Origin of the sequence: Streptacidiphilus neutrinimicus, assembly GCF_000787815.1 — a bacterium.
Taxonomy (GTDB): Bacteria; Actinomycetota; Actinomycetes; order Streptomycetales; family Streptomycetaceae; genus Streptacidiphilus; species Streptacidiphilus neutrinimicus.
In genome coordinates, this window is record NZ_BBPO01000070.1 from 14500 (window position 1) to 35082 (window position 20583).

A 20583-nucleotide genomic window follows, 5' to 3' on the forward strand; every position below is an offset into this window, starting at 1 on the left:
CGACCCATGGGAGCACAGCTTCGGGTCTACAAGCGCCGGATCCGCTCTGTCACCGCGACGAAGAAGATCACGAAGGCGATGGAGATGATCTCCGCGTCGCGCATCATGAAGGCGCAGCGCGCGGTGGCCGCCTCCACCCCGTACGCGACCGAGCTCACCCGCGCGGTGACCGCGGTCGCGACGAGGTCGAACGCCAAGCACCCGCTGACCCAGGAGCCGGTCGACGCCACGCGCGCCGCCGTGCTCGTGGTGACGGCGGACCGCGGTCTGGCCGGTGGTTACTCCAGCAACGCCATCAAGGCGGCGCTGGAGCTGACCAAGCGGCTCAAGACCGAGGGCAAGACGGTCGACACGTACGTCATCGGTCGCAAGGGCGTCAGCTACTACGGGTTCCGCAACCTCACGGTGACGGGCTCGTGGGTCGGGTTCTCCGACAAGCCGACGTACCAGGACGCCAAGGAGGCGTCCGCGGCCCTGATCGACGCCTTCGTCACGGACACGGCTGAGGGCGGCGTGGACGAACTCCACATCGTCTCCACGGAGTTCGTCTCGATGCTCACCCAGAACCCGGTGGAGGCCCGCCTCCTGCCGCTGTCGCTGGCTGAGACCGAGGCCAACGCCGAGGAGCAGGGACCGTTCCCGCTCTACGACTTCGAGCCGTCGGCCGAGGGCGTCCTCGACGCCCTGCTGCCGCGGTACGTGGAGAGCAGGATCTACAACGCGCTGCTGCAGTCGGCTGCTTCCGAGCACGCCGCCCGCCGCCGCGCGATGAAGAGCGCGACCGACAACGCCGGCGAGCTCATCAAGACGCTCACGCGTCTGGCCAACACGGCCCGACAGGCCGACATCACCCAGGAAATCAGCGAGATCGTCGGTGGCGCGAGCGCCCTGGCCGACGCGACCGCGGGGAGTGACTGATCACATGACTGCCACTGTAGAGACGGCCACGGCGACGGGCCGCGTCGCGCGGGTCATCGGCCCGGTCGTCGACGTGGAGTTCCCCGTCGACGCCATGCCGGAGATGTTCAACGCCCTGCACGTCGAGGTGGATGCGCCCGACGGCACCGGCAAGAAGACGCTGACCCTCGAGGTCGCGCAGCACCTGGGCGACGGGATGGTCAAGGCCATCTCGATGCAGCCCACCGACGGCCTGACCCGTGGCGCCGGTGTCACCGACACCGGCTCCCCGATCTCGGTGCCGGTCGGCGACATCACCAAGGGCAAGGTCTTCAACGCCCTGGGCGAGGTGCTCAACACCGACCGTGAGGCGTTCAACGCCGAGGTCACCGAGCGCTGGCCGATCCACCGCAAGGCCCCGAACTTCGACCAGCTCGAGTCGAAGACCGAGATGTTCGAGACCGGCATCAAGGTCATCGACCTGCTCACCCCGTACGTCCAGGGTGGCAAGATCGGTCTGTTCGGTGGTGCCGGTGTCGGCAAGACCGTTCTGATCCAGGAGATGATCTACCGCGTCGCCGAGAACTTCGGTGGTGTGTCGGTCTTCGCCGGTGTCGGTGAGCGCACCCGTGAGGGTAACGACCTCATCCACGAGATGGTCGACTCGGGCGTTCTGGACAAGACCGCGCTGGTCTTCGGCCAGATGGACGAGCCGCCGGGCACCCGTCTGCGCGTCGCCCTGTCGGCGCTGACCATGGCGGAGTACTTCCGCGACGTTCAGCAGCAGGACGTTCTGCTCTTCATCGACAACATCTTCCGGTTCACCCAGGCCGGTTCCGAGGTGTCGACCCTGCTCGGCCGTATGCCCTCCGCGGTGGGTTACCAGCCGAACCTGGCCGACGAGATGGGCCAGCTCCAGGAGCGCATCACCTCGACCCGCGGTCACTCGATCACCTCGATGCAGGCGATCTACGTCCCCGCGGACGACCTGACCGACCCGGCCCCGGCCACCACCTTCGCCCACCTCGACGCGACGACGGTTCTCTCCCGTCCGATCTCGGAGAAGGGCATCTACCCGGCCGTGGACCCGCTGGACTCCTCGTCCCGCATCCTCGACCCCCGGTACATCTCGGCGACCCACTACGACACGGCCGTCCGTGTCAAGGGGATCCTGCAGAAGTACAAGGACCTCCAGGACATCATCGCCATCCTCGGTATGGACGAGCTGTCGGAGGAGGACAAGGTCACCGTCAACCGGGCGCGCCGCATCGAGCGCTTCCTGTCGCAGAACACCTACGTCGCCAAGCAGTTCACCGGCGTCGACGGCTCCACCGTGCCGCTGTCCGAGACGATCGACGCGTTCAACGCGATCGCCGACGGCAAGTACGACTCGGTGCCGGAGCAGGCGTTCTTCATGTGCGGTGGCATCGACGACCTCGAGCGCAACGCCGCCGAGCTCGCCAAGAAGTAGTCGCTTCGGGTAAGGGGCGGTCCCGACCGCTGGTTGGGTCCGCCCCTTTCCCACCCGTTATTCTTTCCCCACCCCCGCTTTGCGGCGGGGGGTCGAGACCGAGGAGCCCACGGTGGCTGAGCTGCACGTCGAGCTGGTCGCGGCCGACCGAAAGGTCTGGTCGGGCGAGGCCACGATCGTCCTTGCCCGTACCAAGTCCGGTGACATCGGCATCCAGCCGAACCACACCCCGGTCCTGGGCGCTATGGACCCCCAGCCGGTGACCATCCGCCAGGCGGACGGCACCACGGTGGTCGCGGCGGTGCACGGCGGCCTGCTGTCCTTCGCGGACAACCGGCTGTCGATCCTGGCCGAGGTCGCGGAGCTGGCCGACGAGATCGACGTCGACCGCGCCGAGCGGGCCCTGGCCTCCGCGAAGGCCGACTCCGAGGCCGTGGCCCAGCGCCGCGCCGAGGTCCGGCTTCTCGCGGCGACCGGCCGCTGACGCGCGAGGCACCCGCCGAGCGCTGAGGCGACACGAGCTTCACCGGCAGTCCCGGGGCACCTACGGGTGACCCCGGGACTGCTGTATCAGTTGAGCAGACTGCCACGTCCGCCGGACGTGCGGGCAGGACGTCGGCTCGGGGGCCGACGAGGAGGGAGCCGGGCATGGTGCTCGCGGTGGTACTCGTCATCGCGGTGCTGCTGGTCTGCCTGCTCGGGCTGGGGGCCTTCGCGGTACGGCGGCGTCTGATCCAGAGACCCGGTGGGACCTTCGACTGTTCGGCGCGCCTGGACGTGCCGCCGCCCCCGGTCGCGGGGGAGCCCGCCGGCGAGGCCGGCGGCAAGGGCTGGATCTTCGGGATCGCCCGCTACAACAACGACTCCGTGGAGTGGTTCCGCGTCTTCAGCTGGGCTCCACGCCCGCGCCGGGTGCTGGAGCGCGCGCGGATCGAGGTGATCGAGCGGCGCACGCCCGAGGGGCAGGAGGAGCTGGCGCTCCTCTCCGGCGCGGTGGTCCTGGTCTGCACGCACGCGGGCGAGCCGCTGGAGCTCGCGATGAGCGAGGACGCCCTCACCGGCTTCCTCGCCTGGCTGGAGGCCGCGCCTCCCGGCCAGCGCGTGAACGTCGCATAGCGGTATGGACGAGCTCGTCGAGCACGAGGGCGTGGTCCTGTGGGGCCTGATGGGCAACGTGTACCGGCTGATCAACGACCGGCTGCGGCACGACATCGCCGAGGCCACCGGCCTGGACGGCTCCGAGTTCGAGTTCCTGCTGCGCCTGGCCCGTTTCCCCGGCGCCCACGGCATGGCCACCCGCGTCGGCGAGACCATGGGCTTCACCTCCGCGGGCACCACCAAGCTGGTCGCCCGGCTGGAACGCAAGGGCCTGATCGAGCGCACCCGTGACCCAGAGGACGGCCGCGCCTACCTGGTCGGGATGACCGCGACGGGCGCGGAGGCACTGCGGCGGGGCCTGGAGGCCCATGTCCCGCGCCTGGACGAGGAGGTCCTCGGCCACCTCAGCGCGTCGGAGCGCGCCTCCCTGCGCGCTCTGCTGACCCGACTGGACCCCACCCTGCGGGACTAGTCGGCGGCGTTAGGCTGCGGGCATGGTCAACCTCACCCGTATCTACACCCGGACCGGCGACGACGGCAGCACCGCGCTGGGCGACATGAGCCGCACCCGCAAGACGGACACCCGCCTGGCCGCCTACGCCGACTCCAACGAGGCCAACGCCGCCCTGGGCGTCGCCCTGGCCTGCGGCGCGCTCGACGAGGGGATCGCGGCGGTGCTGACCCGCGTTCAGAACGACCTCTTCGACGTCGGCGCGGACCTGGCCACGCCGATCGTCCCGGACCCCGAGTACCCGCCGCTGCGCGTCGAGCAGTCCTACATCGACCGCCTGGAGGCGGACTGCGACCGCTTCAACGCCGAGCTGGAGAAGCTGCGCAGCTTCATCCTTCCCGGCGGCACCCCCGGCGCCGCCTACCTGCACGTGGCCTGCACGGTCGTCCGCCGCGCCGAGCGCAGCACCTGGGCGGCGATCGAGGAGTACGGCGACGGCATCAACCCGCTGACGGCGAAGTACCTCAACCGCCTCTCCGACCTGCTGTTCATCCTGGCGCGGACGGCGAACACGTCGGTGGGCGACGTGCTCTGGGTGCCGGGGGAGAACCGCTAGGTCTCAGCGGGGCGGCTCGCTCCGGCCCAGGTCGACGTCGTCGAAGAGCGCCAGCATCCGGCCCAGCACGCGCGTGGTCGTGGCGACGTCGGCGTCGGTGTTGTCGCCCGCGGCCTGGCGCAGCACGGCGTGCTCGCGCTCTACGCCCGCGGCGATGGCCGCCTCGCCGGCGTCGGCAGCTGGACCGCACCGACCCGTGGGCCGTCGAGGTGACCCACGGCGATGTGGGGCGCCCTCGCGGGCGCAGACCTCGACGGCTGGATGGACGGCTTCCCGAAGTGGATCCCCGGCCCGGACCGCTCCCTGACCGACATCGACCCCGAACTGCTCGAGCAGGTGGGGGAGATGGGCTTCCGCACGATGCTGAAGCACTCCCCGGGCGAGCCGGACCACTCCGTGGCGGTCGGCGACGTCGACTCCCGCGTCGGCCAACCGGTAGCGGCCGTCCCCCCGCCAGCTGGAAGAGCTGCCACTTGCCGACGTTCGGGTCGAGGTCGACGCCTCGCGCGGACCACGCTTCGAACGGGTCGGCACCTGCCGCACCAAGGTCTGACCCGGCACGTCGCGGAGCAGGCTGGGATCGCCTGCATGAGGATCTCCTACAGCCAGCACCCCACCTTCGGCCGCCGTGTTCAACGAGTCGTGGGCGCGTCGGGTCACTCGGACGGCGGAGCTGCCGGCGGGCGCAACGTACGATGCCTGACCATGGAACGGTTCCGGGTGATCGGCGGGGCGCGGCTCGCGGGGCGGGTGCGGGTGCCCGGCGCGAAGAACAGCGCACTCAAGCTGATGGCGGCGACGCTGCTGGCGGAAGGCGAGTTCAGGATCGGCAACCTGCCGCGGATCCTGGACGTCGAGATCATGGCGGAGCTGCTGCGCCGGATGGGTTGCGAGGTCCGGCTGGAGTGGACGGACGAGTCCGCCGGCACGGCCTTCGTCGCCGTCCCGGGTGAGATCGGCCACGAGGCCGACTATGACCTGGTGCGCAGGTTCCGTGCCTCCATCGCCGTCCTCGGGCCGCTGCTGGCCCGCTGCGGGCGGGTGCGGGTCGCCCGGCCCGGCGGCGACGCGATCGGCTCGCGCGGGCTGGACATGCACATCGACGGCCTGACCCGGCTGGGTGCGCGGATCACCACCGAGCACGGCTTCCTCGTCGCGGAGGCCCGCTCCGGCGGCCTCGTCGGCGCGGCGGTGGAGCTGGAGTTCCCGAGCGTCGGCGCCACCGAGAACATCCTGATGGCCTCGGTCCTGGCCAAGGGCGAGACCGTCATCGACAACGCGGCCCGCGAGCCCGAGATCGTCGACCTGTGCGAGATGCTGGTCGCGATGGGCGCGAAGATCGACGGCGCGGGCACGTCGACCATCGCGATCCAGGGCGTCGACCGGCTCCTGCCGGTCTCCTACGAGACCGTCCCCGATCGGATCGTCGCCGGGACGTTCGGCGTGGCCGCGGCGATGACCATGGGCGACGTGCGCGTGGACCACGCGCGAGCGGAGCACCTGCGCATCGCGCTCGACAAGCTCGTCGCGGCCGGCGCGCAGGTCAGCGCGGATCCGGAGGGCTTCCGCGTGGTGATGGAACGTCGCCCGCGCGCGGTGGACGTCGTGACGCTGCCCTATCCGGGCTTCGCGACCGACCTGCAGCCGCAGTTCGCCGCGATGAACGCGGTCGCGGAGGGCACCGCGATGATCACGGAGAACATCTTCGAGGCCCGGTTCGTCTTCCTCCAGGAGCTCGCTCGCCTCGGTGCGGACGTCCGCACCGACGGCCACCACGCGGTGCTGCGGGGCGTCCCCCGCCTCTCCGGCGCGCCGGTCGTCTCCTCCGACGTCCGCGCCGGAGCGGGTCTCGTCCTGGCCGGCCTGGTCGCCGACGGCACGACGCTGGTCTCGGAGATCCACCACATCGACCGCGGCTATGCCGGCTTCGAACAGCAGCTCCGGGCGCTCGGAGCGCAGATCACCCGCGAGAACGAACTGCAGTAGCCACTGAGCTAGGGGCGCAGGAGCGCTCGGGCCCGCTCCGCGTCGTCCTCGAAGACCATGACGCGGGGGCCCGCCTTCGTCCTGGCGAGGGTGTAGCGGATGCCCGCCTCGTCGAGGAGCGCGCCGATCGCCAGGGCCGCGGCGTCGTCCTGCGGGGCGGCGACCGGGACCAGCAGGCCGTAGTCGCCCGGGGCGCCGGACTCCGGGGTGCGCTGCACGACCGAATGGCCCTTGCTCCAGGTCCAGCGCAGGAGCAGGACGAGGACCCCCACCACCAGAAACGGTGCCAGCACCCGCAGGGTGAGCGCGATCACGCTCCCATTCTGCTTCGGACGGCCGCGAAGTGTGTAGATTCCTCGCAGGCACGACGCCGTGCGCGGGTGATCCTCGTCGTGCGGCGGGCCACCGGGCCACACCACACGACACGACACGGAGGACACCACCGTGACCAGCAGCATCGCCGTCGTCGGAGCCGGCCTCATGGGTTCCGGCATCGCCCAGGTCTCGGCCGCAGCCGGCCACGACGTGGTGCTGCGCGACGTGACCGACGCCGCCCTGACCCGCGGTCTGAACGGCATCCGCGACAGCTACGCCCGGTTCGTCTCCAAGGGGAAGATGACCCAGGACGAGATGGACGCCGCCCTGGCGCGGATCACGACCACCACCGACCTGGGCGCCGCCTCCACCGCCGACATCGTCGTCGAGGCGGTCTTCGAGCAGCTGGAGATCAAGGAAGGCGTCTTCCGCGAGCTCGACAAGATCGCCAAGCCGGGCGCCGTGCTGGCGACCAACACCTCGGCCATCCCGATCACCCGCATCGCCGCCGTGACGGAGCGTCCGGAGGACGTCGTCGGGGTGCACTTCTTCTCGCCGGTGCCGATGATGCAGCTGGTCGAGCTGGTCCGCGGCTACAAGACCAGCGACGCCGCGCTGGCCACCGCCCGCACCTTCGCCGAGAGCGTCGGCAAGACCTGTGTCGTCGTCAACCGCGACGTCGCCGGCTTCGTGACGACCCGCCTGATCACCGCGCTGGTCGTCGAGGCCGTGAAGCTGTACGAGTCGGGCGTGGCCACCGCCGAGGACATCGACACCGCCTGCCGTCTCGGCTTCGGCCACGCGATGGGCCCGCTGGCCACCGCGGACCTGACCGGCGTCGACATCCTGCTGCACGCCGCGCACAACATCTACGAGGAGACGCAGGACACCAAGTTCGCCGCGCCGGAGATCATGGCGCGGATGGTGACCGCCGGGGACCTCGGCCGCAAGAGCGGTCAGGGCTTCTACGGCTACGGCGAGAAGTAGCCCGACAGCCGAGTGTGACGTGGGCCCCAGGTGAGTTGGCTCACCTAGGGGCCCACGTGGCATCCGCTGTCCCCGATAATCAAACGAACATCCGCACGGCCATCGGCAAAACGATTCTTCCTTCACCTGGACGGGTGATTTCCTTTCAGATCTCGCCGTGGCCAGCAACGTACCCGCCTGCCGTTGCGTCAGATGAGAGAAGTAACGCGGGAGAAGCAACGCGAGCGAGGGGAGCCCGCATGTTCATTCGCGGTGACCACCGTCACCTCGCCGTGGAGGGCGAACTCGACGTCCGCTCCGCGGCGGACGCGCGCACCGCGCTGCACCGTGCCGTCGACGACGGCGTCGGTGACCTCGTGCTGGAACTGAGCGGGCTGTCCTCCTGGGACGCGACCGGTCTCGGCGTCATCATGGGCACGCACCGGCGCGCCGGGCGCGCCGGACGGCGGCTCGTGCTGCGCGGCGTCCCGCTGCAGCTGCAGCGCCTGCTGGTGGCCACCAAGCTGCACCGCATCCTGGCGATCGAGAGCTACTACCCCGAGGCCGACCCGATGCCGGTCTCCATCCCGTAACGGTCCGGTCCTGCCGTAACGGTCTGGTCTCGACCACTCCCCACCAGTAACTTCCGTGCCGCAGAATGACCCCCGCATCGTGCCCTTCCGAGGCACGGTCGTACGGGCCGGAAGACGGGCTGGAAGAAGACGTGGGCGAAGCCACAGGCCACCAATCCGCTCACACACCCAGTGGCGGCGGCGAGCTGGTACTCAGGAACAGCACGAGCGGAACGGTCGTCAGCACCGTCCCCGAGCAGAGCCATGCCCAGGCGGCCGGCGGCGAGCGCCGCCCCGACGGCAGCGCCCGCACCGGTGAGCTGGTCGTCGGCCCCCTGCTGCTGACCGTCAACGGCCCCGAGGGCTCCACCCTGGAGCCGCTGCCGCAGGAGCGGCACCCCGCCGCGCCGGCCGCGCCGCCCGCCCCGACGGGTTCCGCCCGCTACGTCCTGTCCGGCCTGCTGGAGCGCGAGGAGCAGTGCGCGCGGCTGCGCGAGCTGCTCGGCCAGGGCCGCTCGGTGCGGCTCACCGGCCCGCACGGCTCCGGCCGCACCGCCGTGCTGGACGCCGTGGCCGCCTCCTGCGCCTCGCTGACGCCCGGCGGCGTCCTTCGGCTCAGCGCCCACCGCAAGCCCCTGGGAGACGTGCTCCAGGCCCTCTACGAGGGCCTCGGCGGCGCTCCCGGGCACCGGCCCTCCCGGCGCGAGCTGCCCGGCCTGCTGGCCGGCATCCGGGCGATCGTCCTGGTCGACGACGTCGACTTCGGCGGCGAGGCCCTCGACGACCTGCTCGGCGCCGCGCCGGACTGCTCCTACCTGATCGCCGCCACCCCGGAGACGCAGGCGCCCTCGGTCGGCGCGCCCATCGAGGAGTCCCGCCTCGGCGGACTCACCCGGGCCGGCAGCCTCGCCCTCCTCGCCAAGCTGGCCGGACGCTCGCTCGACGAGAGCGAGCGCGCCTGGGCCGTGGACCTCTGGTTCGAGTCCGAGGGTCTCCCGCTGCGCTTCGTCCAGGCGGCGGCGCTGCTGCGCCACCGTGAGATGGCGATCGACGCCCTCGCGGGCGGTCTGGTCGAGCCGGACGAGGACCCGGTGCCGCTGCCGACCGTCGCCGAGAGCGCCGCCCCGGCCGTCCGCATCGCCCGCGGTCTCGGCGAGCCGGCGCGGAAGGTCCTCGAACTCGCCTCGGCGCTCGGCGGAGAGATACCCACCCCGCCGCACCTGCCCGCCCTGGTCGACGTCGGCCACGGCGAGGCCGCGCTCGAGGAGTTGGTGGAGGCGGGCCTCGCCGAGCCCACCCCCGCGAGCACGCACCGCCTCGTCGAGGGCGCCGCGGCGCTGCTCGCCGAGGAGTGGCCGGCGGTCGGCTTCGCCGACGCCGCACAGCACTTCACCTGGTGGACCGGGCACGGCTCGGTGACGGAAACTCAGATCGCGGCTGAGTCCGAGGTCCTGCTGGCGGTTCTGCGGACCGACCAGGAGGCCGGCCGGCACGAGCAGGTCGTCCTCCTCGCCCGTGCGTGCGCGCCCTCGTTCGCGCTCGCGCTGCGCTGGGGCGCGTGGGAGCGCGCCCTGCGGTACGGGCTGGAGTCCGCGCGGGCGGTCGAGTCCGTCCCACAGGAGGCGTGGTTCCACCACGAGCTCGGGGTGCTCACGTTCTGCGCCGGCGCGTACGACCGCTCGCGCGCCGAGCTGGAGGCGTCCGTCGCACTTCGGGGCGCGCTCGCGGACGCGCGCGGCACCGCCAACGGCCGCCATGTGCTCGAACTGCTGGACCAGGCGCTGGCCCTGTCCGGCTCGACCGCGCTCACCTCGGCCCGCGGCCGCGACGACCGCCTGCGGCGCTTCGCGCCGTTCACGTCGCTGCGCAACGCCTCCCGTAACGCCTCCCGCTCCGCCGTCGCGTCCGCGCGCCCCGCCCCGCGCCCGACCGGCCGACACGCGCTGGACATCCGCAGCCAGCCCGCGACCCGACGTCAACTGGCGCTGGCCGCAGGTGCGGTGGTCCTCATGGGCGTCCTCGGCGCGGGCGTCGCCGTCGCGGTCACCTCCCTCGGCGGCTCCACTCCGCCGTCCGGCAACCCCGTCGTCCCGGCCGACACCCCGGCCTCGACGGGCCCGTCCTTCCCCTCCACCACGGACGCCCCGACGGCCTCCTCGTCGCCCTCCGCGTCCGGCTCCGCCGGTCACAGCCCGTCGGCCTCCGCGAGCGCCCCCGGCGCGACGCAGAACAACGGGGGCCCGGCCGGTCAGCCGAACCCCGGGACGTCCTCGACGCCGCCGCAGTCGACCCCCTCGCAGCCGGGCCACTCGACCACCCCGACGGGTACTCCGAGCTCGCCGTCGAAGTCGGCCGCGCCGCCGCCGACCACCCCGCCGCCGACGAGCACGCCGACCGCGTCCCCGACGGGCACCGCGACGGCCCCCTCGACCGGACAGGACACGCCGACCGGTCCGATGGGCTGACCAGAGCTGGTGCGACGAGCCTTGCTCAGAACAGCTTGAGCTTGTCGTCCTCGATGCCGCGGAGGCCGTCGTAGTCGAGGATGACGCAGTCGATGCCGCGGTCCGCGGCCAGGACCCGGGCCTGGGGCTTGATCTGCTGGGCCGCGAAGACGCCCTTCACCGGCGCCAGCAGGGGGTCGCGGTTGAGCAGCTCCAGGTACCTGGTGAGCTGCTCGACGCCGTCGATCTCGCCGCGGCGCTTGATCTCGATCGCGACCGTCGTGCCCGCGGCGTCGCGGCAGAGGATGTCGACGGGCCCGATGGCCGTCATGTACTCGCGGCGGATCAGGCTCCAGCCCTCGCCGAGGACCTCCATGCGGTCCGCGAGCAGCTCCTGCAGGTGTGCCTCGACGCCGTCCTTGATCAGACCGGGGTCTACACCGAGCTCGTGGGTGGAGTCGAGCATCACTTCTTCGAGCGTGATGATCAACTTCTCGCCAGCCTTGTTCTCCACTGTCCAGCGTCCGTCCTCCTCTTTCAGGGAGCACGGCGGTGACATCCAGTTGAGCGGCTTGTAGGCGCGGTCGTCGGAGTGCACGGCGACACTCCCGTCCGACTTCACCAGGATGAGCCGAGGGGCGGACGGCAGGTGGGCGGTGAGCCGGCCTGCGTAGTCGACGGAACAGCGGGCAATGACGAGACGCACGGCCGACCACGCTAGCCCACGAAGGCCATTCGAAGCGATTCCACAGGAAGACGGGCTTTCCGGTGGTAAGCGGAAACCGGATGCCGCACGGTGGCGTTGTCACTCACAGGAACCGACGACCACTCAGCGCAGTGGAATGGTGACTGTCAGATCACCTTCGACTCTGGCTTGATCCATTCGCTGTGCTCTGGTGTCACTGCTTACGGAGGCTTACGGTGTGTCACGGCCACTCAGGGTAGGGAGATTGCCACATTCCGCTCCCTGCCAGGCCGTTCCCTGGGACGCTGGTAGCGGTGCCACCGTTCCGCTCTGCACCACCCCCCGGGGGAGCCGCCCCGGGGGCCCTGCGAGAGGAGAACCCATGTCGCTCGACGTCTCACCGGCCCTGCTTGAGAAGGCCGAACGAGGCCAGGTCGACGAGCGGGAATTCGTCGACTGCGTCCGCACCTCCCTGCCCTATGCCTGGGACCTGATCAGCTCGTTGGCGCTCCAGCGGGAGGTCGACGGCGGTGAGTTCGCCGACAACCAGGTCCCCCCGCCATCCGAGAAGGAGCGCGGGCAGCTGCTGCGCGCCATGGCGAGCGACGCCATCAGGGGTTCACTGGAACGGCACTTCGGGGTGCGTCTCGCTTTCCAGAACTGCCATCGGGTCGCGGTCTTCTCGCCGGGGCCCGAGTCCGAGGCCCGCTATGCCGCGTTCACCTCGGTGCGGGCTCAGCTGCTCAACCAGTCACCCGAGCTCCGCGACTGCTGATCGGCTCGAACCCGGCTTGATTCCGGTTCGATCCCGCGCTTCGCACTGCGTTCGATCCCGCGCTCATTCCTGCGGCAGTTGGGGGAGGACTTCCGCACCTAGTCGAGCGATGTTGGCCACCGTCTCGGCCCGGTCGCCGGAGCCCTCCACCAACAGGGCGAAGCGTCGGATGCCCGTGCGCTCGTGCGTGGCGAGCAGCCGGTCTGCGCAGAGCCGGGGGGTGCCCACCGCGTGCAGGTCGCAGAGCAGTTCGGTGTACTGCTCCGGATCGCGCATCCGGCGTTCGCGCCCGTCCACGGTGCGGTGCGCGCCGAGGCCGAAGCGCAGGAAGTCCGGCATGGCCCGCAGCAGGCGGGAGCGCGCGTCGGCGGTCCGGTCGGCGACCTGGGCCACGCCGGCGGCCACGTGCTCCGCCTCGATCCGGGCCACCTGGTCCGGCGTGCGGCCGGCCTCCAGTGCGGCGGCGCGGTAGGCGGTGACCATCTCCGCCTTGTCCTCGTCCCCCGAGTGCATGCCGAGCAGCATCGGCAGGCCCTGCTGCGCGGCCAGCCGCACGGTGCCGAGCGATGTGCACGCGACCACCACGGGCGGCCCCCCGGCCGTCCGTGCACCGGACGCGGCCGCCGCCGGGGAGGGCGTGGAGGTCTCCGCGAAGGCGTGCTGCGCCGGGCCCGCCTGGCGTCCCGGGCGCGCCGCCCCTCCGGCCTGGCGGCCGGTGCGGTGTGTGGGGAAGGGCTGCTCCGTAGCCCGCGGGACGACGCTGACCTCGGGAAAGCTGTAGCGCGGGCCGGAGGCGCCGACGCGGGAGGACCGCAGCCAGCGCAGCAGCAGATCCAGTGACTCGGGGAAGCCACGCTCGTACGCCTCCGCCCCGCCGCCGAAGACGGCGAGATCCACCCACGGCCCGCCGCGCCCGACGCCCAGCGTGAACCGTCCGCCGGAGGTGAGGTGCAGCAGCGCGGCCTGCTCGCCGAGGCGCACCGGGTGGTGCGTCGGCAGCACGCTCACCGCCGTGCCGATGCGCACCCGCCGGGTGCGGCCGAGCAGCAGCCCCGCGAGCGTCGCCGCGTCCGGGCAGACGCCGTAGGGCACGAAGTGGTGCTCGGCGAGCCAGACGCTGTCCAGACCCGCCTGCTCGGCGGCCATGGTGGCGGAGACGGTGCGCTCCAGCGCCTCGGCGTGGCCCTGTCCCGGGAACTGGGCGGAGAGCAGGAAGACTCCGGTGCTGAGCCCGCCCGGTACCCGCCGCGCGCTGCGCTGCCGGGGCAGCTTGTACGGCGCGAGGGTGGGCGCGGCGCTGGCGTGCACGGCGGACATGGAATCAACTCCTTGGCCCCGCGAGGAACTTCGACCCCGCGACTACCACAGGAGTAACTCACGTCATGTGCCACGGGCACAGCGGAATCCGGGCATCGACGTGATAACGGGTGGATTTGCCCTTGCGCCCTGGCAGGATTCGGGCCGCTGTGGTAAAAGCCACCCCCGGCGCGTACGGAAGCCCGCACAACCCGCTCCACTACCCTTGAGGGACCAGCATGCCGCCCACCTAGGGGGAATGATGTCTCCTCGCCGAAGTCGTCCCCATGGGGACGAACCGAAGAACGCCCGTGCGGTTACCGGCGGTACCTGGCTGGAGCGGACCGAGAGCTACGGCGACGAGGACTGGAGGGTCCGCGCGGTCGCCGGCGACAGCGGCAAGTCCTACCGCTGCCCCGGCTGCGACCAGGAGATCCCGCCCGGCGTCGGCCACGTCGTGGCCTGGCCCGCGCTTTCCATGGGTGCGGCCGGGGGAGTGGACGACCGGCGCCACTGGCACCGCGCCTGCTGGTCCAACCGCGAACGCCGCGCCCCCAACGTGCTGCGGGGACGCGGCGCTCCGAGGTACTGAGCCGGTACGCGCTACGCGTCGCGGCGGGCGAAGAGCAGGTAGCCGATCACCACGCAGCCCAGGGACCAGGCGAGGACGATGAAGAAGCCCGCTGTCGGGCCGTAGGGCACGTCCGTGTTCCCGTGCACCGAGTACAGCTGCCGGCCAGCCACGTCCGGGAAGAAGTGCGCGACGTTCTTCACCTTCGGGACCGCGTTGAGGATCGGCGAGATCAGGAAGAAGAACGGCATCAGGATCGCCAGCGCCGGGATCGGGCGCCGCACCATGAAGGCGACGCCCACGGAGAGCAGCGCCAGCAGGGTCATGTAGATCGCCATGCCGAAGACCGCGCGGGTCACCCCCGGGTCCGAGATGGACGTCCGGTGGCTGCCGAGCAGGGCCTGGCCCAGGAAGAAGCTGATGAACGCGGTCAGCAGCGAGACGACCCCGACCAGGCCCACCACGGTCAGGACCTTGGCGAGCATCAACGTCAGGCGCTGCGGCACCGCGCCGAGCGTCGCGCGGATCATGCCCGTGCTGTACTCGCTGGTGACGATGAGCACCGCGAAGACGATCAGCGCGAGCTGGCCCAGGGCGATGCCGCTGAAGCTGGACCCCGTCGCGTCGAAGTTGGCGCGCTCGGCCGCGGGCTGGGTGTCCCAGGTCGAGGCGAGCACGGCGCAGACGACCGCGCCCAAACCCACGGTGACCACGAGCGTGAGCAGCAGCGTGATGAAGGTGGACCGGACTGTCCTGACCTTGATCCACTCGGAGAGCAGTACCGGGAACATCGTCAGCTCTCCTTCTTCCAGCCCGCGCCCCAGGCGGCCGCGGGCTCTGGCTCCTGCTGCTGCGCGGGCTGCAGCGCCGGCGCGCCGGTCTGGTACTCGACGGCCTCCGCCGTCATCCGCATGAACGCCTCCTCGAGGGAGGCGCGCTGCGGGCTCAGCTCGTGGAGCGCCACGCCGTGCTCGGCGGCCAGGTCGCCGATGCGGGCCATGTCGCCGTCCTCCACCTCCCACGCGCCGGCGCCGTCCTGAAGCGCGGTGATGCCGTTGGCGGAGAGCATGTCCAGCAACCGCTCGGGCTGTGGGGTCCGCAGCCGCACGAAGGAGCGGGAGTTCCGGTCGATGAACTCGTTCATCGGCATGTCGGCGAGGAGCCGGCCCAGGCCGATCACGATCAGGTGGTCCGCGGTCAGCGCCATCTCGCTCATCAGGTGCGAGGACACGAAGACCGTGCGGCCCTCGGCCGCGAGGGACTTCATCAGGTTGCGGACCCAGATGATGCCCTCCGGGTCCAGGCCGTTGACCGGCTCGTCGAACATCAGGATCTTCGGGTCGCCGAGCAGCGCCGCCGCGATCCCGAGCCGCTGGCCCATGCCGAGCGAGAACCCGCCGGAGCGCTTCTTGGCGACGGCGGTCAGCCCGACCAGGGCGAGCACCTCGTCCACCCGCCGGGTCGGGATCCGGTTGCTGGCCGCGAGCCAGAGCAGGTGGTTGTAGGCGGTGCGCCCCGGGTGCACGGCCTTGGCCTCCAGCAGTGCGCCGATGTACTTCAGCGGCTCGTGGAGCTGGCCGTACTGCTTGCCGTCGATCCGGACCGATCCGGAGGTCGGCCGGTCGAGGTCGAGCATCATGCGCATCGTCGTCGACTTGCCTGCGCCGTTCGGGCCGAGGAAGCCCGTCACCACGCCCTGCGGGATGGTGAAACTGAGATGGTCCACGGCGAGCTTGTCGCCGTACCGCTTGGTCAGCTCGTTGACCTCGATCATGAGTTCACCCTAGGGCAGGATCGCTGCGGATGGGGGTTCGGAGCACCGATCGGTGCATACGCTGTCCCCATGACCGAACGACTCTCCGTGCGCGAGGCGGGCTCCGGCACGCCCCTGGTCCTGCTCCACGCGTTCCCCCTCTCGGCACGGATGTGGGAGTCCCAGCTCGACGAGCTCCCCGGGTCCGACGGCACCGACGCCCGCGTCCTCGCCGTCGACCTCCGCGGCTTCGGCGGCACCGAGCTCGGGGCCGACGCCCCCTCCCTGGACCTCCTCGCGGACGACGTCGCCCTGCTGCTCGACGCGGCCGGCATCGAGCAGGCGGTCCTCGGCGGCCTCTCCATGGGCGGCTACGTCGCGATGGCCTTCGCCCGGCGTCATCCCGGCCGGCTGTCCGGCCTCCTGCTCGCCGACACCAAGGGCACGGCGGACACCGAGACGGCCCGCGCCAACCGCGAGCGCGTCGCGAAGGCGGTCCTGGCCCGCGACAGCGTCCGCCTGCTGGTGGACGAGCAGCTCCCCGCACCCCTGCTCGGCGGCACGACGGCGAAGCGCTGCCCGAAGCTGGTCGACTACGTCGCCGAGCTGATCGGCGAGGCCTCCCCGGCCTCGGTCGCCTGGGCCCAGCGCGCGATGGCCGCCCGCCCGGACTCCCTCGACTCCCTCCGCACGGTCGACGTCCCCGCCCTCGTCGTCGTCGGCGACGAGGACGAACTGACCCCGGTCCCGGAGGCGGAGGCCCTCGCCGCGGCGCTGCCCCACGCCGACCTGACGATCCTTCCGGGCGCGGGCCACCTCTCGGCCCTGGAGGTCCCCGAGGCCTTCAACACGGCCGTCCGCAGCCTGCTCGCACGGATCGACTAGCGCAGAGGGAAACCCGTCGAAAAAGTCTCCCGGGCGCCGCTCGGAACCGCCCTCTCCCGGCCCGGGACAGCTGGTCGGGCGGACCGCGGGGTCGAGGCCGGACAACAGGGCTCCCGGCCGTCGCCACGGGGCGGCAGCGAGCCGCTCGCGCCCCAGCCGCGTGCGGTCTGACCTGGCCTTTCGCCCCGATCGTTCCTAGGATCGAGGGAGGGGAAAGGGGGGCCGGATGGACCGGACCGTACGTACCGTCGAGGACGTTCTGGCGCTGCTGGACGGGCTCTTCGCATCCGCATCCGAGGCAGGCGGTCGCCTCGCGACGGGTGACGGGAGGGGCTTCTGGGACCGCTTCTACACCGACCGGTCGAGGCCAGTCCCGTTCTTCGCGGCGAAGCCGGACGAGAACCTGGCCACGTATCTCGACCGGGGTCTCGTCGCTGCCGGGCGGGCTCTGGACCTGGGGTGCGGGGCGGCCCGCAACGCGGTGTACCTCGCCGCGCACGGCTTCGAGGTGGACGCCGTCGACCTCTCTTCCGTGGCCGTCGCGTGGGCCGAGGAGCGGGCGCGCGAGGCCGGCGTCGGCGTCCGCTTCCGCTGCGGCGACGCTTTCGCCCTGCCCGACGCCGAGTTGACCGGTCCGTACGACCTCGTGGTCGACTCGGGGTGCTTCCACCACCTGCCGCCGCACCGCCGCGTCAGCTACCTGTCCCTCCTCGACCGCGTCCTGGCTCCCGGCGGCCATCTCGCGCTCACCGCCTTCGCCGCCGGCGAGGGCGGCATGGGGTCGGAACACACCGACGCCGAGCTCTACCGCGAACGCGACCTGGGGGGCGGCCTCGCCTACACCCCCGAATCGCTGCGCTGGATCTTCTCCGAGTTCGAAGAGGTCGAACTGCGCCGCATGCGGGCGACACCACCCGAATCCACGCTCTTCGGCGTGCCGTTCCTGTGGACCGCACTCTTCCGGCGCGACTAGCCGCAAGCGTCAGGGGCGCGGGGAACTGCGCGAGTGACCACCCGGTGCGGATGGCCCTGCTCGCTGAGCGACTGACCACACGCGGTGGCTTGTCGCGCAGTTCCTCGCGCCCCTGATAGCGCAGCTACCTGATAGTGCATCTGGCTGAACGCGCAGCTGCCGGAGAGCGTGTGAAGCGTCAGCGGGTCTGCTGGGCCGGGACGCCGCGGCCGATGACGTCGTCGTCGGGGGCGGCGGCTGCGGCAACGGCCGCACCGGTGAGGGTGGCGAGCATTTCGCGGACGTTGGTGAGCTGGGCGTTGATGCTGTCGCGACGGTTCGTCAGCGCGGCGAGCTCGCGCTCGCTCTCGCTGCGGACGCGGTCCGCCTTCGCGTTGGCGTCGGCGACGATGTCCTCGGCCTGGCGCTGGGCGGTCTCGACCGTCTGGCGCGCGCGGCGCTCCGCGTCCGTACGGAGCTTCTCCGCCTCCAGGCGGAGCTGCTCGGCGCGGTGCTCGATCTCGGCGAGGCGCTTCTCGGCCTTGGCCTGACGCGCGGCCAGGTCACGCTCGGACTGCTCGCGGCGCTTGGCCAGGTTGGTCTCGAAGTCGGCCGCGGCCTGGGCCGCCTTGGCGCGGGTCTCCTCGAAGAGGGCGTCCGCCTCCTCGCGCTTGTTCTGCGCGTCCTTCGCGGCCTCGGCCCGCAGCTGCGCGGAGTCGCTCTTCGCCTTCTCGACGATACGAGCGCCCTCCTCCTCGGACTTGGCCTTGCGGTCCTTGGCGAAGCCGTCGGCCTCGCTGCGGACCTGCTGGGCCGCGGCCTCGGCGAGCTCACGGTGCTGCTCGGCGGCCCGACGGGCCTCCTCGCGCAGGTCCTTGGCCTCCTCCTCGGCCAGGCGCAGGATCTTCTCGACCCGGGCGCCCAGGCCCGCGTAGGAGGGCTCGGCGTCCGTGATCTGTGCCTGTGCCGTCTGCGTCTCGAGGTGCAGCTCCTCGATGCGCTTCTCCAGCGCGCCGATCCGGTTGAGGGCGCCGTCGCGGTCCGTGACCAGCTTGCTGATGCGCTCGTCGACCTGAGCCCGCTCGTACCCGCGGCGCACAACGTCGAAGCCGTGCGGAGAGTGTGTGTCGCTCATAGGGGTGGAGTTCCTGTCGTATGCCCGGAGAGTCGGATGGTTGAGGTGAGGTGATAGGGCGAATCCTGACACGGATTCGGTGTGTCATCAGCGGAAAGCCGATGAAGAGTGGAGAATGTCCGCTCAATCGGGTGGTTGCGTGCCGGCACGTTTGCCACCCGGACGGGTTGCCCCCGCGCCCACGCCCGCCGGGGCGCTTCCGCGGCCGCCACCCGATCTGTTCGTGCTGTCCCCGTTGGCCCTGCTCGCCCCTGGGGCCGCGCCGTTTCCGGCGCCGCCCGATCCCCCGCTGGGCTTGCCCGTGGACGAGGGCGCCTCGAAGGCCTCGAGGGCCTGGAGGACGTCCTGGACACGGGCGATCTCGGTGTTGATGTCCTTACGCCGGTTGACCAGTTCGTCGAGTTCCCGGCGTCCCTCGTCGGTGATCCGCTTGGCCTCGGACCTCGCCTCCTCGACGGTCTGCTCGGCCTCGGCCCGTGCACGGGCCAGCTCCGTCTCGCCCGCCTCGACGGCGTCCTGACGGGTCTTCTCCGCGGTCTCGGCCGCCTCGGCGCGCTGCCGCTCGGCCTCCTCGCGGGCAGCTTCGAGCGCCGCGTCGGCGTCGGCCTTGCGGGCCTCCGCCTCCTTCAGCAGGCTCTCGGCCTTCCTGACCGCCTGAATGCGCACCTTACTGGCCTCGGCGGACGCCTCGGCCTGCAGTTCGGCGGCCTTCTCCTTGGCCACGGCCAGCTCGCGCTCGGCCTCGGCCCTGGTGGCCTCGAGCTGCTCGGCGGTGTCGGCGATCAGCTTGTCCACACGCTCCCCCGCCGCGCGCAGCGCCTCCGCGGACTCCTTGCGGGCCCGCTCGTGCAGCGCCTCGATCTCGGCGTGGGTGCGCTCGCGCAGCTCCTCCGCGCGCTCGCGGATCTGCGTGGCGTCGCCGCGCGCCTCGACCAGCATCTGGTCGGCGTCGCGGCGGGCCTGCTCGACGAGCGCGCTGCCCTCGGCCGCGCCCTCGGCGGTGATCCGCTCGGCCTCCTTGCGGGCGGCCGACACCATGGCGTCGGCCTGCTCCTCCGCGGCGGCCGTGGTGGCCAGGGCGGCGGTCTCGGCGTCGGCGGTGACCGACTCGGCGAGCTCCTGCGCCTCGGCGAGGGCCCGGGTGGAGTCCTCGGCGGCGCGGGCCCGCAGCTCCTCGGCCTCGGTGCGCAGACGCCGCGACTCCCGCTCGGCCTCCTCGCGGATCTGCTCGGCCTCGGCCCGCAGGCGGGCGGCCTCGGTGGTGGCCAGCTCCCGGATCTGCGCGGCCTCGCGCTCGGCGTCGGCGCGGGTCTGCGTGGTCTGCGCCTCGGCCTGCTCGTACAGGCCGGCGACGGACTGGCGGATCTCCGCGGCCTCGTCCTCGGCCGCGGCGATGCGGGTCGCGGCGTCGCGCTCGTTCTGTTCGCGCTCGGCCTCGATCCTGGCCCGCTCCTCGGCGAAGGCCTCGGCGGCCTCGGCACGCAGCGTGGCCAGCTCGGCGGTGACCCGCTCGCGGTCGTCCGCGGCCTCGGCGCGCACGCGGGCGGCCTCGGTGGTGGCCAGCTGCCGGACCTGTGCGGCCTCGCGCTCGGCGGCGTCCCTGATCTCGCCCGCCGCCAGCTCGGCCGCGGTGCGCTGCTCGGTGAGCTCGGCGTCGAAGAGCGCGCGGTCGGCGGCGGCCTTGGCCTCGGCGTCGGCGAGGACCTTGGCGGCCT

22 protein-coding genes are annotated in these 20583 nt (G+C 71.8%); 14 read left to right on the forward strand and 8 right to left on the reverse strand.

What is annotated here, in order from left to right; all coding sequences use genetic code 11:
• Positions 1-6: 6 nt before the first annotated feature.
• The 6 genes from TR48_RS30885 (at position 7) to TR48_RS30910 (ending at position 4533) form a co-directional block, all read left to right on the forward strand.
• On the forward strand, positions 7-918 hold the full coding sequence (locus TR48_RS30885) for a F0F1 ATP synthase subunit gamma (protein ID WP_042373571.1): 912 nt from the start codon (positions 7-9) through the stop codon (positions 916-918).
• A gap of 4 nt (positions 919-922) precedes the next feature.
• A complete protein-coding gene (atpD, locus tag TR48_RS30890; protein ID WP_042373573.1) occupies positions 923-2368 on the forward strand; it encodes a F0F1 ATP synthase subunit beta in 1446 nt (481 codons plus the stop codon).
• A 112-nt stretch (positions 2369-2480) separates the two neighbouring features.
• Positions 2481-2852 (forward strand): F0F1 ATP synthase subunit epsilon, encoded by a 372-nt coding sequence (locus TR48_RS30895; RefSeq protein WP_042373575.1) that lies wholly within the window; start codon positions 2481-2483, stop codon positions 2850-2852.
• A gap of 164 nt (positions 2853-3016) precedes the next feature.
• On the forward strand, positions 3017-3484 hold the full coding sequence (locus TR48_RS30900; RefSeq protein WP_042373576.1) for a DUF2550 domain-containing protein: 468 nt from the start codon (positions 3017-3019) through the stop codon (positions 3482-3484).
• A gap of 4 nt (positions 3485-3488) precedes the next feature.
• A complete protein-coding gene (locus TR48_RS30905; RefSeq protein WP_042373577.1) occupies positions 3489-3938 on the forward strand; it encodes a MarR family winged helix-turn-helix transcriptional regulator in 450 nt (149 codons plus the stop codon).
• 22 nt (positions 3939-3960) lie between these two features.
• On the forward strand, positions 3961-4533 hold the full coding sequence (locus tag TR48_RS30910; protein WP_042373578.1) for a cob(I)yrinic acid a,c-diamide adenosyltransferase: 573 nt from the start codon (positions 3961-3963) through the stop codon (positions 4531-4533).
• Positions 4534-4536: 3 nt separating this feature from the next.
• Here the strand turns inward: TR48_RS30910 and TR48_RS46445 are convergent, their stop codons facing one another.
• The gene (locus TR48_RS46445) at positions 4537-4659 is read right to left on the reverse strand and encodes a hypothetical protein (protein ID WP_268873610.1); all 123 of its coding nucleotides are present in this window, start codon (positions 4657-4659) and stop codon (positions 4537-4539) included.
• Positions 4660-5238: 579 nt separating this feature from the next.
• Between TR48_RS46445 and murA the strand changes: the two genes are divergently transcribed.
• Complete coding sequence (gene murA / locus TR48_RS30920) at positions 5239-6519, forward strand: UDP-N-acetylglucosamine 1-carboxyvinyltransferase (protein WP_042373580.1); 1281 nt, start codon at positions 5239-5241, stop codon at positions 6517-6519.
• Between the two features lie 8 nt (positions 6520-6527).
• On the opposite strand, the gene TR48_RS30925 is transcribed toward murA, so the two are convergent.
• Positions 6528-6833, reverse strand: coding sequence for a putative signal transducing protein (locus TR48_RS30925; RefSeq protein ID WP_042373605.1), 306 nt, complete (start codon positions 6831-6833; stop codon positions 6528-6530).
• A gap of 130 nt (positions 6834-6963) precedes the next feature.
• Between TR48_RS30925 and TR48_RS30930 the strand changes: the two genes are divergently transcribed.
• The 3 genes from TR48_RS30930 to TR48_RS44550 all read left to right on the forward strand — a co-directional run bounded on the left by TR48_RS30930 (position 6964) and on the right by TR48_RS44550 (position 10837).
• The gene (locus TR48_RS30930; RefSeq protein WP_084729903.1) at positions 6964-7821 is read left to right on the forward strand and encodes a 3-hydroxyacyl-CoA dehydrogenase family protein; all 858 of its coding nucleotides are present in this window, start codon (positions 6964-6966) and stop codon (positions 7819-7821) included.
• 239 nt (positions 7822-8060) lie between these two features.
• Positions 8061-8393, forward strand: a complete 333-nt coding sequence (locus TR48_RS30935; protein ID WP_042373581.1) for an STAS domain-containing protein — start codon at positions 8061-8063, stop codon at positions 8391-8393.
• 131 nt (positions 8394-8524) lie between these two features.
• A complete protein-coding gene (locus tag TR48_RS44550; protein ID WP_052443191.1) occupies positions 8525-10837 on the forward strand; it encodes a superantigen-like protein SSL4 in 2313 nt (770 codons plus the stop codon).
• 25 nt (positions 10838-10862) lie between these two features.
• On the opposite strand, the gene nucS is transcribed toward TR48_RS44550, so the two are convergent.
• Positions 10863-11522: an endonuclease NucS gene (nucS, locus tag TR48_RS30945; protein WP_042373583.1), complete on the reverse strand. Its 660-nt coding sequence runs from the start codon at positions 11520-11522 to the stop codon at positions 10863-10865.
• 361 nt (positions 11523-11883) lie between these two features.
• Between nucS and TR48_RS30950 the strand changes: the two genes are divergently transcribed.
• Complete coding sequence (locus tag TR48_RS30950) at positions 11884-12276, forward strand: SCO5389 family protein (protein ID WP_042373585.1); 393 nt, start codon at positions 11884-11886, stop codon at positions 12274-12276.
• 63 nt (positions 12277-12339) lie between these two features.
• Here the strand turns inward: TR48_RS30950 and TR48_RS30955 are convergent, their stop codons facing one another.
• Positions 12340-13593, reverse strand: coding sequence for an LLM class flavin-dependent oxidoreductase (locus TR48_RS30955; protein WP_084729904.1), 1254 nt, complete (start codon positions 13591-13593; stop codon positions 12340-12342).
• 241 nt (positions 13594-13834) lie between these two features.
• On the opposite strand from TR48_RS30955, the gene TR48_RS30960 reads away from it, so the two are divergent.
• Complete coding sequence (locus tag TR48_RS30960; protein WP_042373613.1) at positions 13835-14164, forward strand: Rv1322 family protein; 330 nt, start codon at positions 13835-13837, stop codon at positions 14162-14164.
• An 11-nt stretch (positions 14165-14175) separates the two neighbouring features.
• Here TR48_RS30960 and TR48_RS30965 read toward each other — a convergent pair whose 3' ends face one another.
• Positions 14176-14934, reverse strand: coding sequence for an ABC transporter permease (locus tag TR48_RS30965; RefSeq protein WP_042373587.1), 759 nt, complete (start codon positions 14932-14934; stop codon positions 14176-14178).
• A 2-nt stretch (positions 14935-14936) separates the two neighbouring features.
• A complete protein-coding gene (locus tag TR48_RS30970) occupies positions 14937-15917 on the reverse strand; it encodes an ABC transporter ATP-binding protein (RefSeq protein WP_042373589.1) in 981 nt (326 codons plus the stop codon).
• Positions 15918-15986: 69 nt separating this feature from the next.
• Between TR48_RS30970 and TR48_RS30975 the strand changes: the two genes are divergently transcribed.
• Together TR48_RS30975 and TR48_RS30980 are read left to right on the forward strand one after the other, a co-directional pair.
• Positions 15987-16781, forward strand: coding sequence for an alpha/beta fold hydrolase (locus tag TR48_RS30975; RefSeq protein WP_042373592.1), 795 nt, complete (start codon positions 15987-15989; stop codon positions 16779-16781).
• Between the two features lie 226 nt (positions 16782-17007).
• On the forward strand, positions 17008-17754 hold the full coding sequence (locus TR48_RS30980) for a class I SAM-dependent methyltransferase (protein WP_042373594.1): 747 nt from the start codon (positions 17008-17010) through the stop codon (positions 17752-17754).
• 178 nt (positions 17755-17932) lie between these two features.
• On the opposite strand, the gene TR48_RS30985 is transcribed toward TR48_RS30980, so the two are convergent.
• On the reverse strand, positions 17933-18868 hold the full coding sequence (locus tag TR48_RS30985) for a coiled-coil domain-containing protein (RefSeq protein ID WP_042373595.1): 936 nt from the start codon (positions 18866-18868) through the stop codon (positions 17933-17935).
• A 123-nt stretch (positions 18869-18991) separates the two neighbouring features.
• Positions 18992-20583: polarized growth protein Scy-related protein (locus tag TR48_RS43780; RefSeq protein ID WP_042373597.1), on the reverse strand; the 1592-nt coding region annotated here is incomplete at its 5' end.

Bases quoted from the DNA above. Each gene is read 5' to 3' on its own strand.
- TR48_RS30975 (WP_042373592.1), top strand. From the start codon at position 15,987: ATGACCGAACGACTCTCCGTGCGCGAGGCGGGCTCCGGCACGCCCCTG.
- TR48_RS30905 (WP_042373577.1), top strand. From the start codon at position 3,489: ATGGACGAGCTCGTCGAGCACGAGGGCGTGGTCCTGTGGGGCCTGATG.
- TR48_RS30885 (WP_042373571.1), top strand. From the start codon at position 7: ATGGGAGCACAGCTTCGGGTCTACAAGCGCCGGATCCGCTCTGTCACC.
- TR48_RS30955 (WP_084729904.1), bottom strand. From the start codon at position 13,593: ATGTCCGCCGTGCACGCCAGCGCCGCGCCCACCCTCGCGCCGTACAAG.
- atpD (WP_042373573.1), top strand. From the start codon at position 923: ATGACTGCCACTGTAGAGACGGCCACGGCGACGGGCCGCGTCGCGCGG.
- murA (WP_042373580.1), top strand. From the start codon at position 5,239: ATGGAACGGTTCCGGGTGATCGGCGGGGCGCGGCTCGCGGGGCGGGTG.
- TR48_RS30960 (WP_042373613.1), top strand. From the start codon at position 13,835: ATGTCTCCTCGCCGAAGTCGTCCCCATGGGGACGAACCGAAGAACGCC.
- TR48_RS30910 (WP_042373578.1), top strand. From the start codon at position 3,961: ATGGTCAACCTCACCCGTATCTACACCCGGACCGGCGACGACGGCAGC.
- TR48_RS30965 (WP_042373587.1), bottom strand. From the start codon at position 14,934: ATGTTCCCGGTACTGCTCTCCGAGTGGATCAAGGTCAGGACAGTCCGG.
- TR48_RS30970 (WP_042373589.1), bottom strand. From the start codon at position 15,917: ATGATCGAGGTCAACGAGCTGACCAAGCGGTACGGCGACAAGCTCGCC.
- TR48_RS30980 (WP_042373594.1), top strand. From the start codon at position 17,008: ATGGACCGGACCGTACGTACCGTCGAGGACGTTCTGGCGCTGCTGGAC.
- TR48_RS30985 (WP_042373595.1), bottom strand. From the start codon at position 18,868: ATGAGCGACACACACTCTCCGCACGGCTTCGACGTTGTGCGCCGCGGG.
- TR48_RS30950 (WP_042373585.1), top strand. From the start codon at position 11,884: ATGTCGCTCGACGTCTCACCGGCCCTGCTTGAGAAGGCCGAACGAGGC.
- TR48_RS30900 (WP_042373576.1), top strand. From the start codon at position 3,017: ATGGTGCTCGCGGTGGTACTCGTCATCGCGGTGCTGCTGGTCTGCCTG.
- TR48_RS30935 (WP_042373581.1), top strand. From the start codon at position 8,061: ATGTTCATTCGCGGTGACCACCGTCACCTCGCCGTGGAGGGCGAACTC.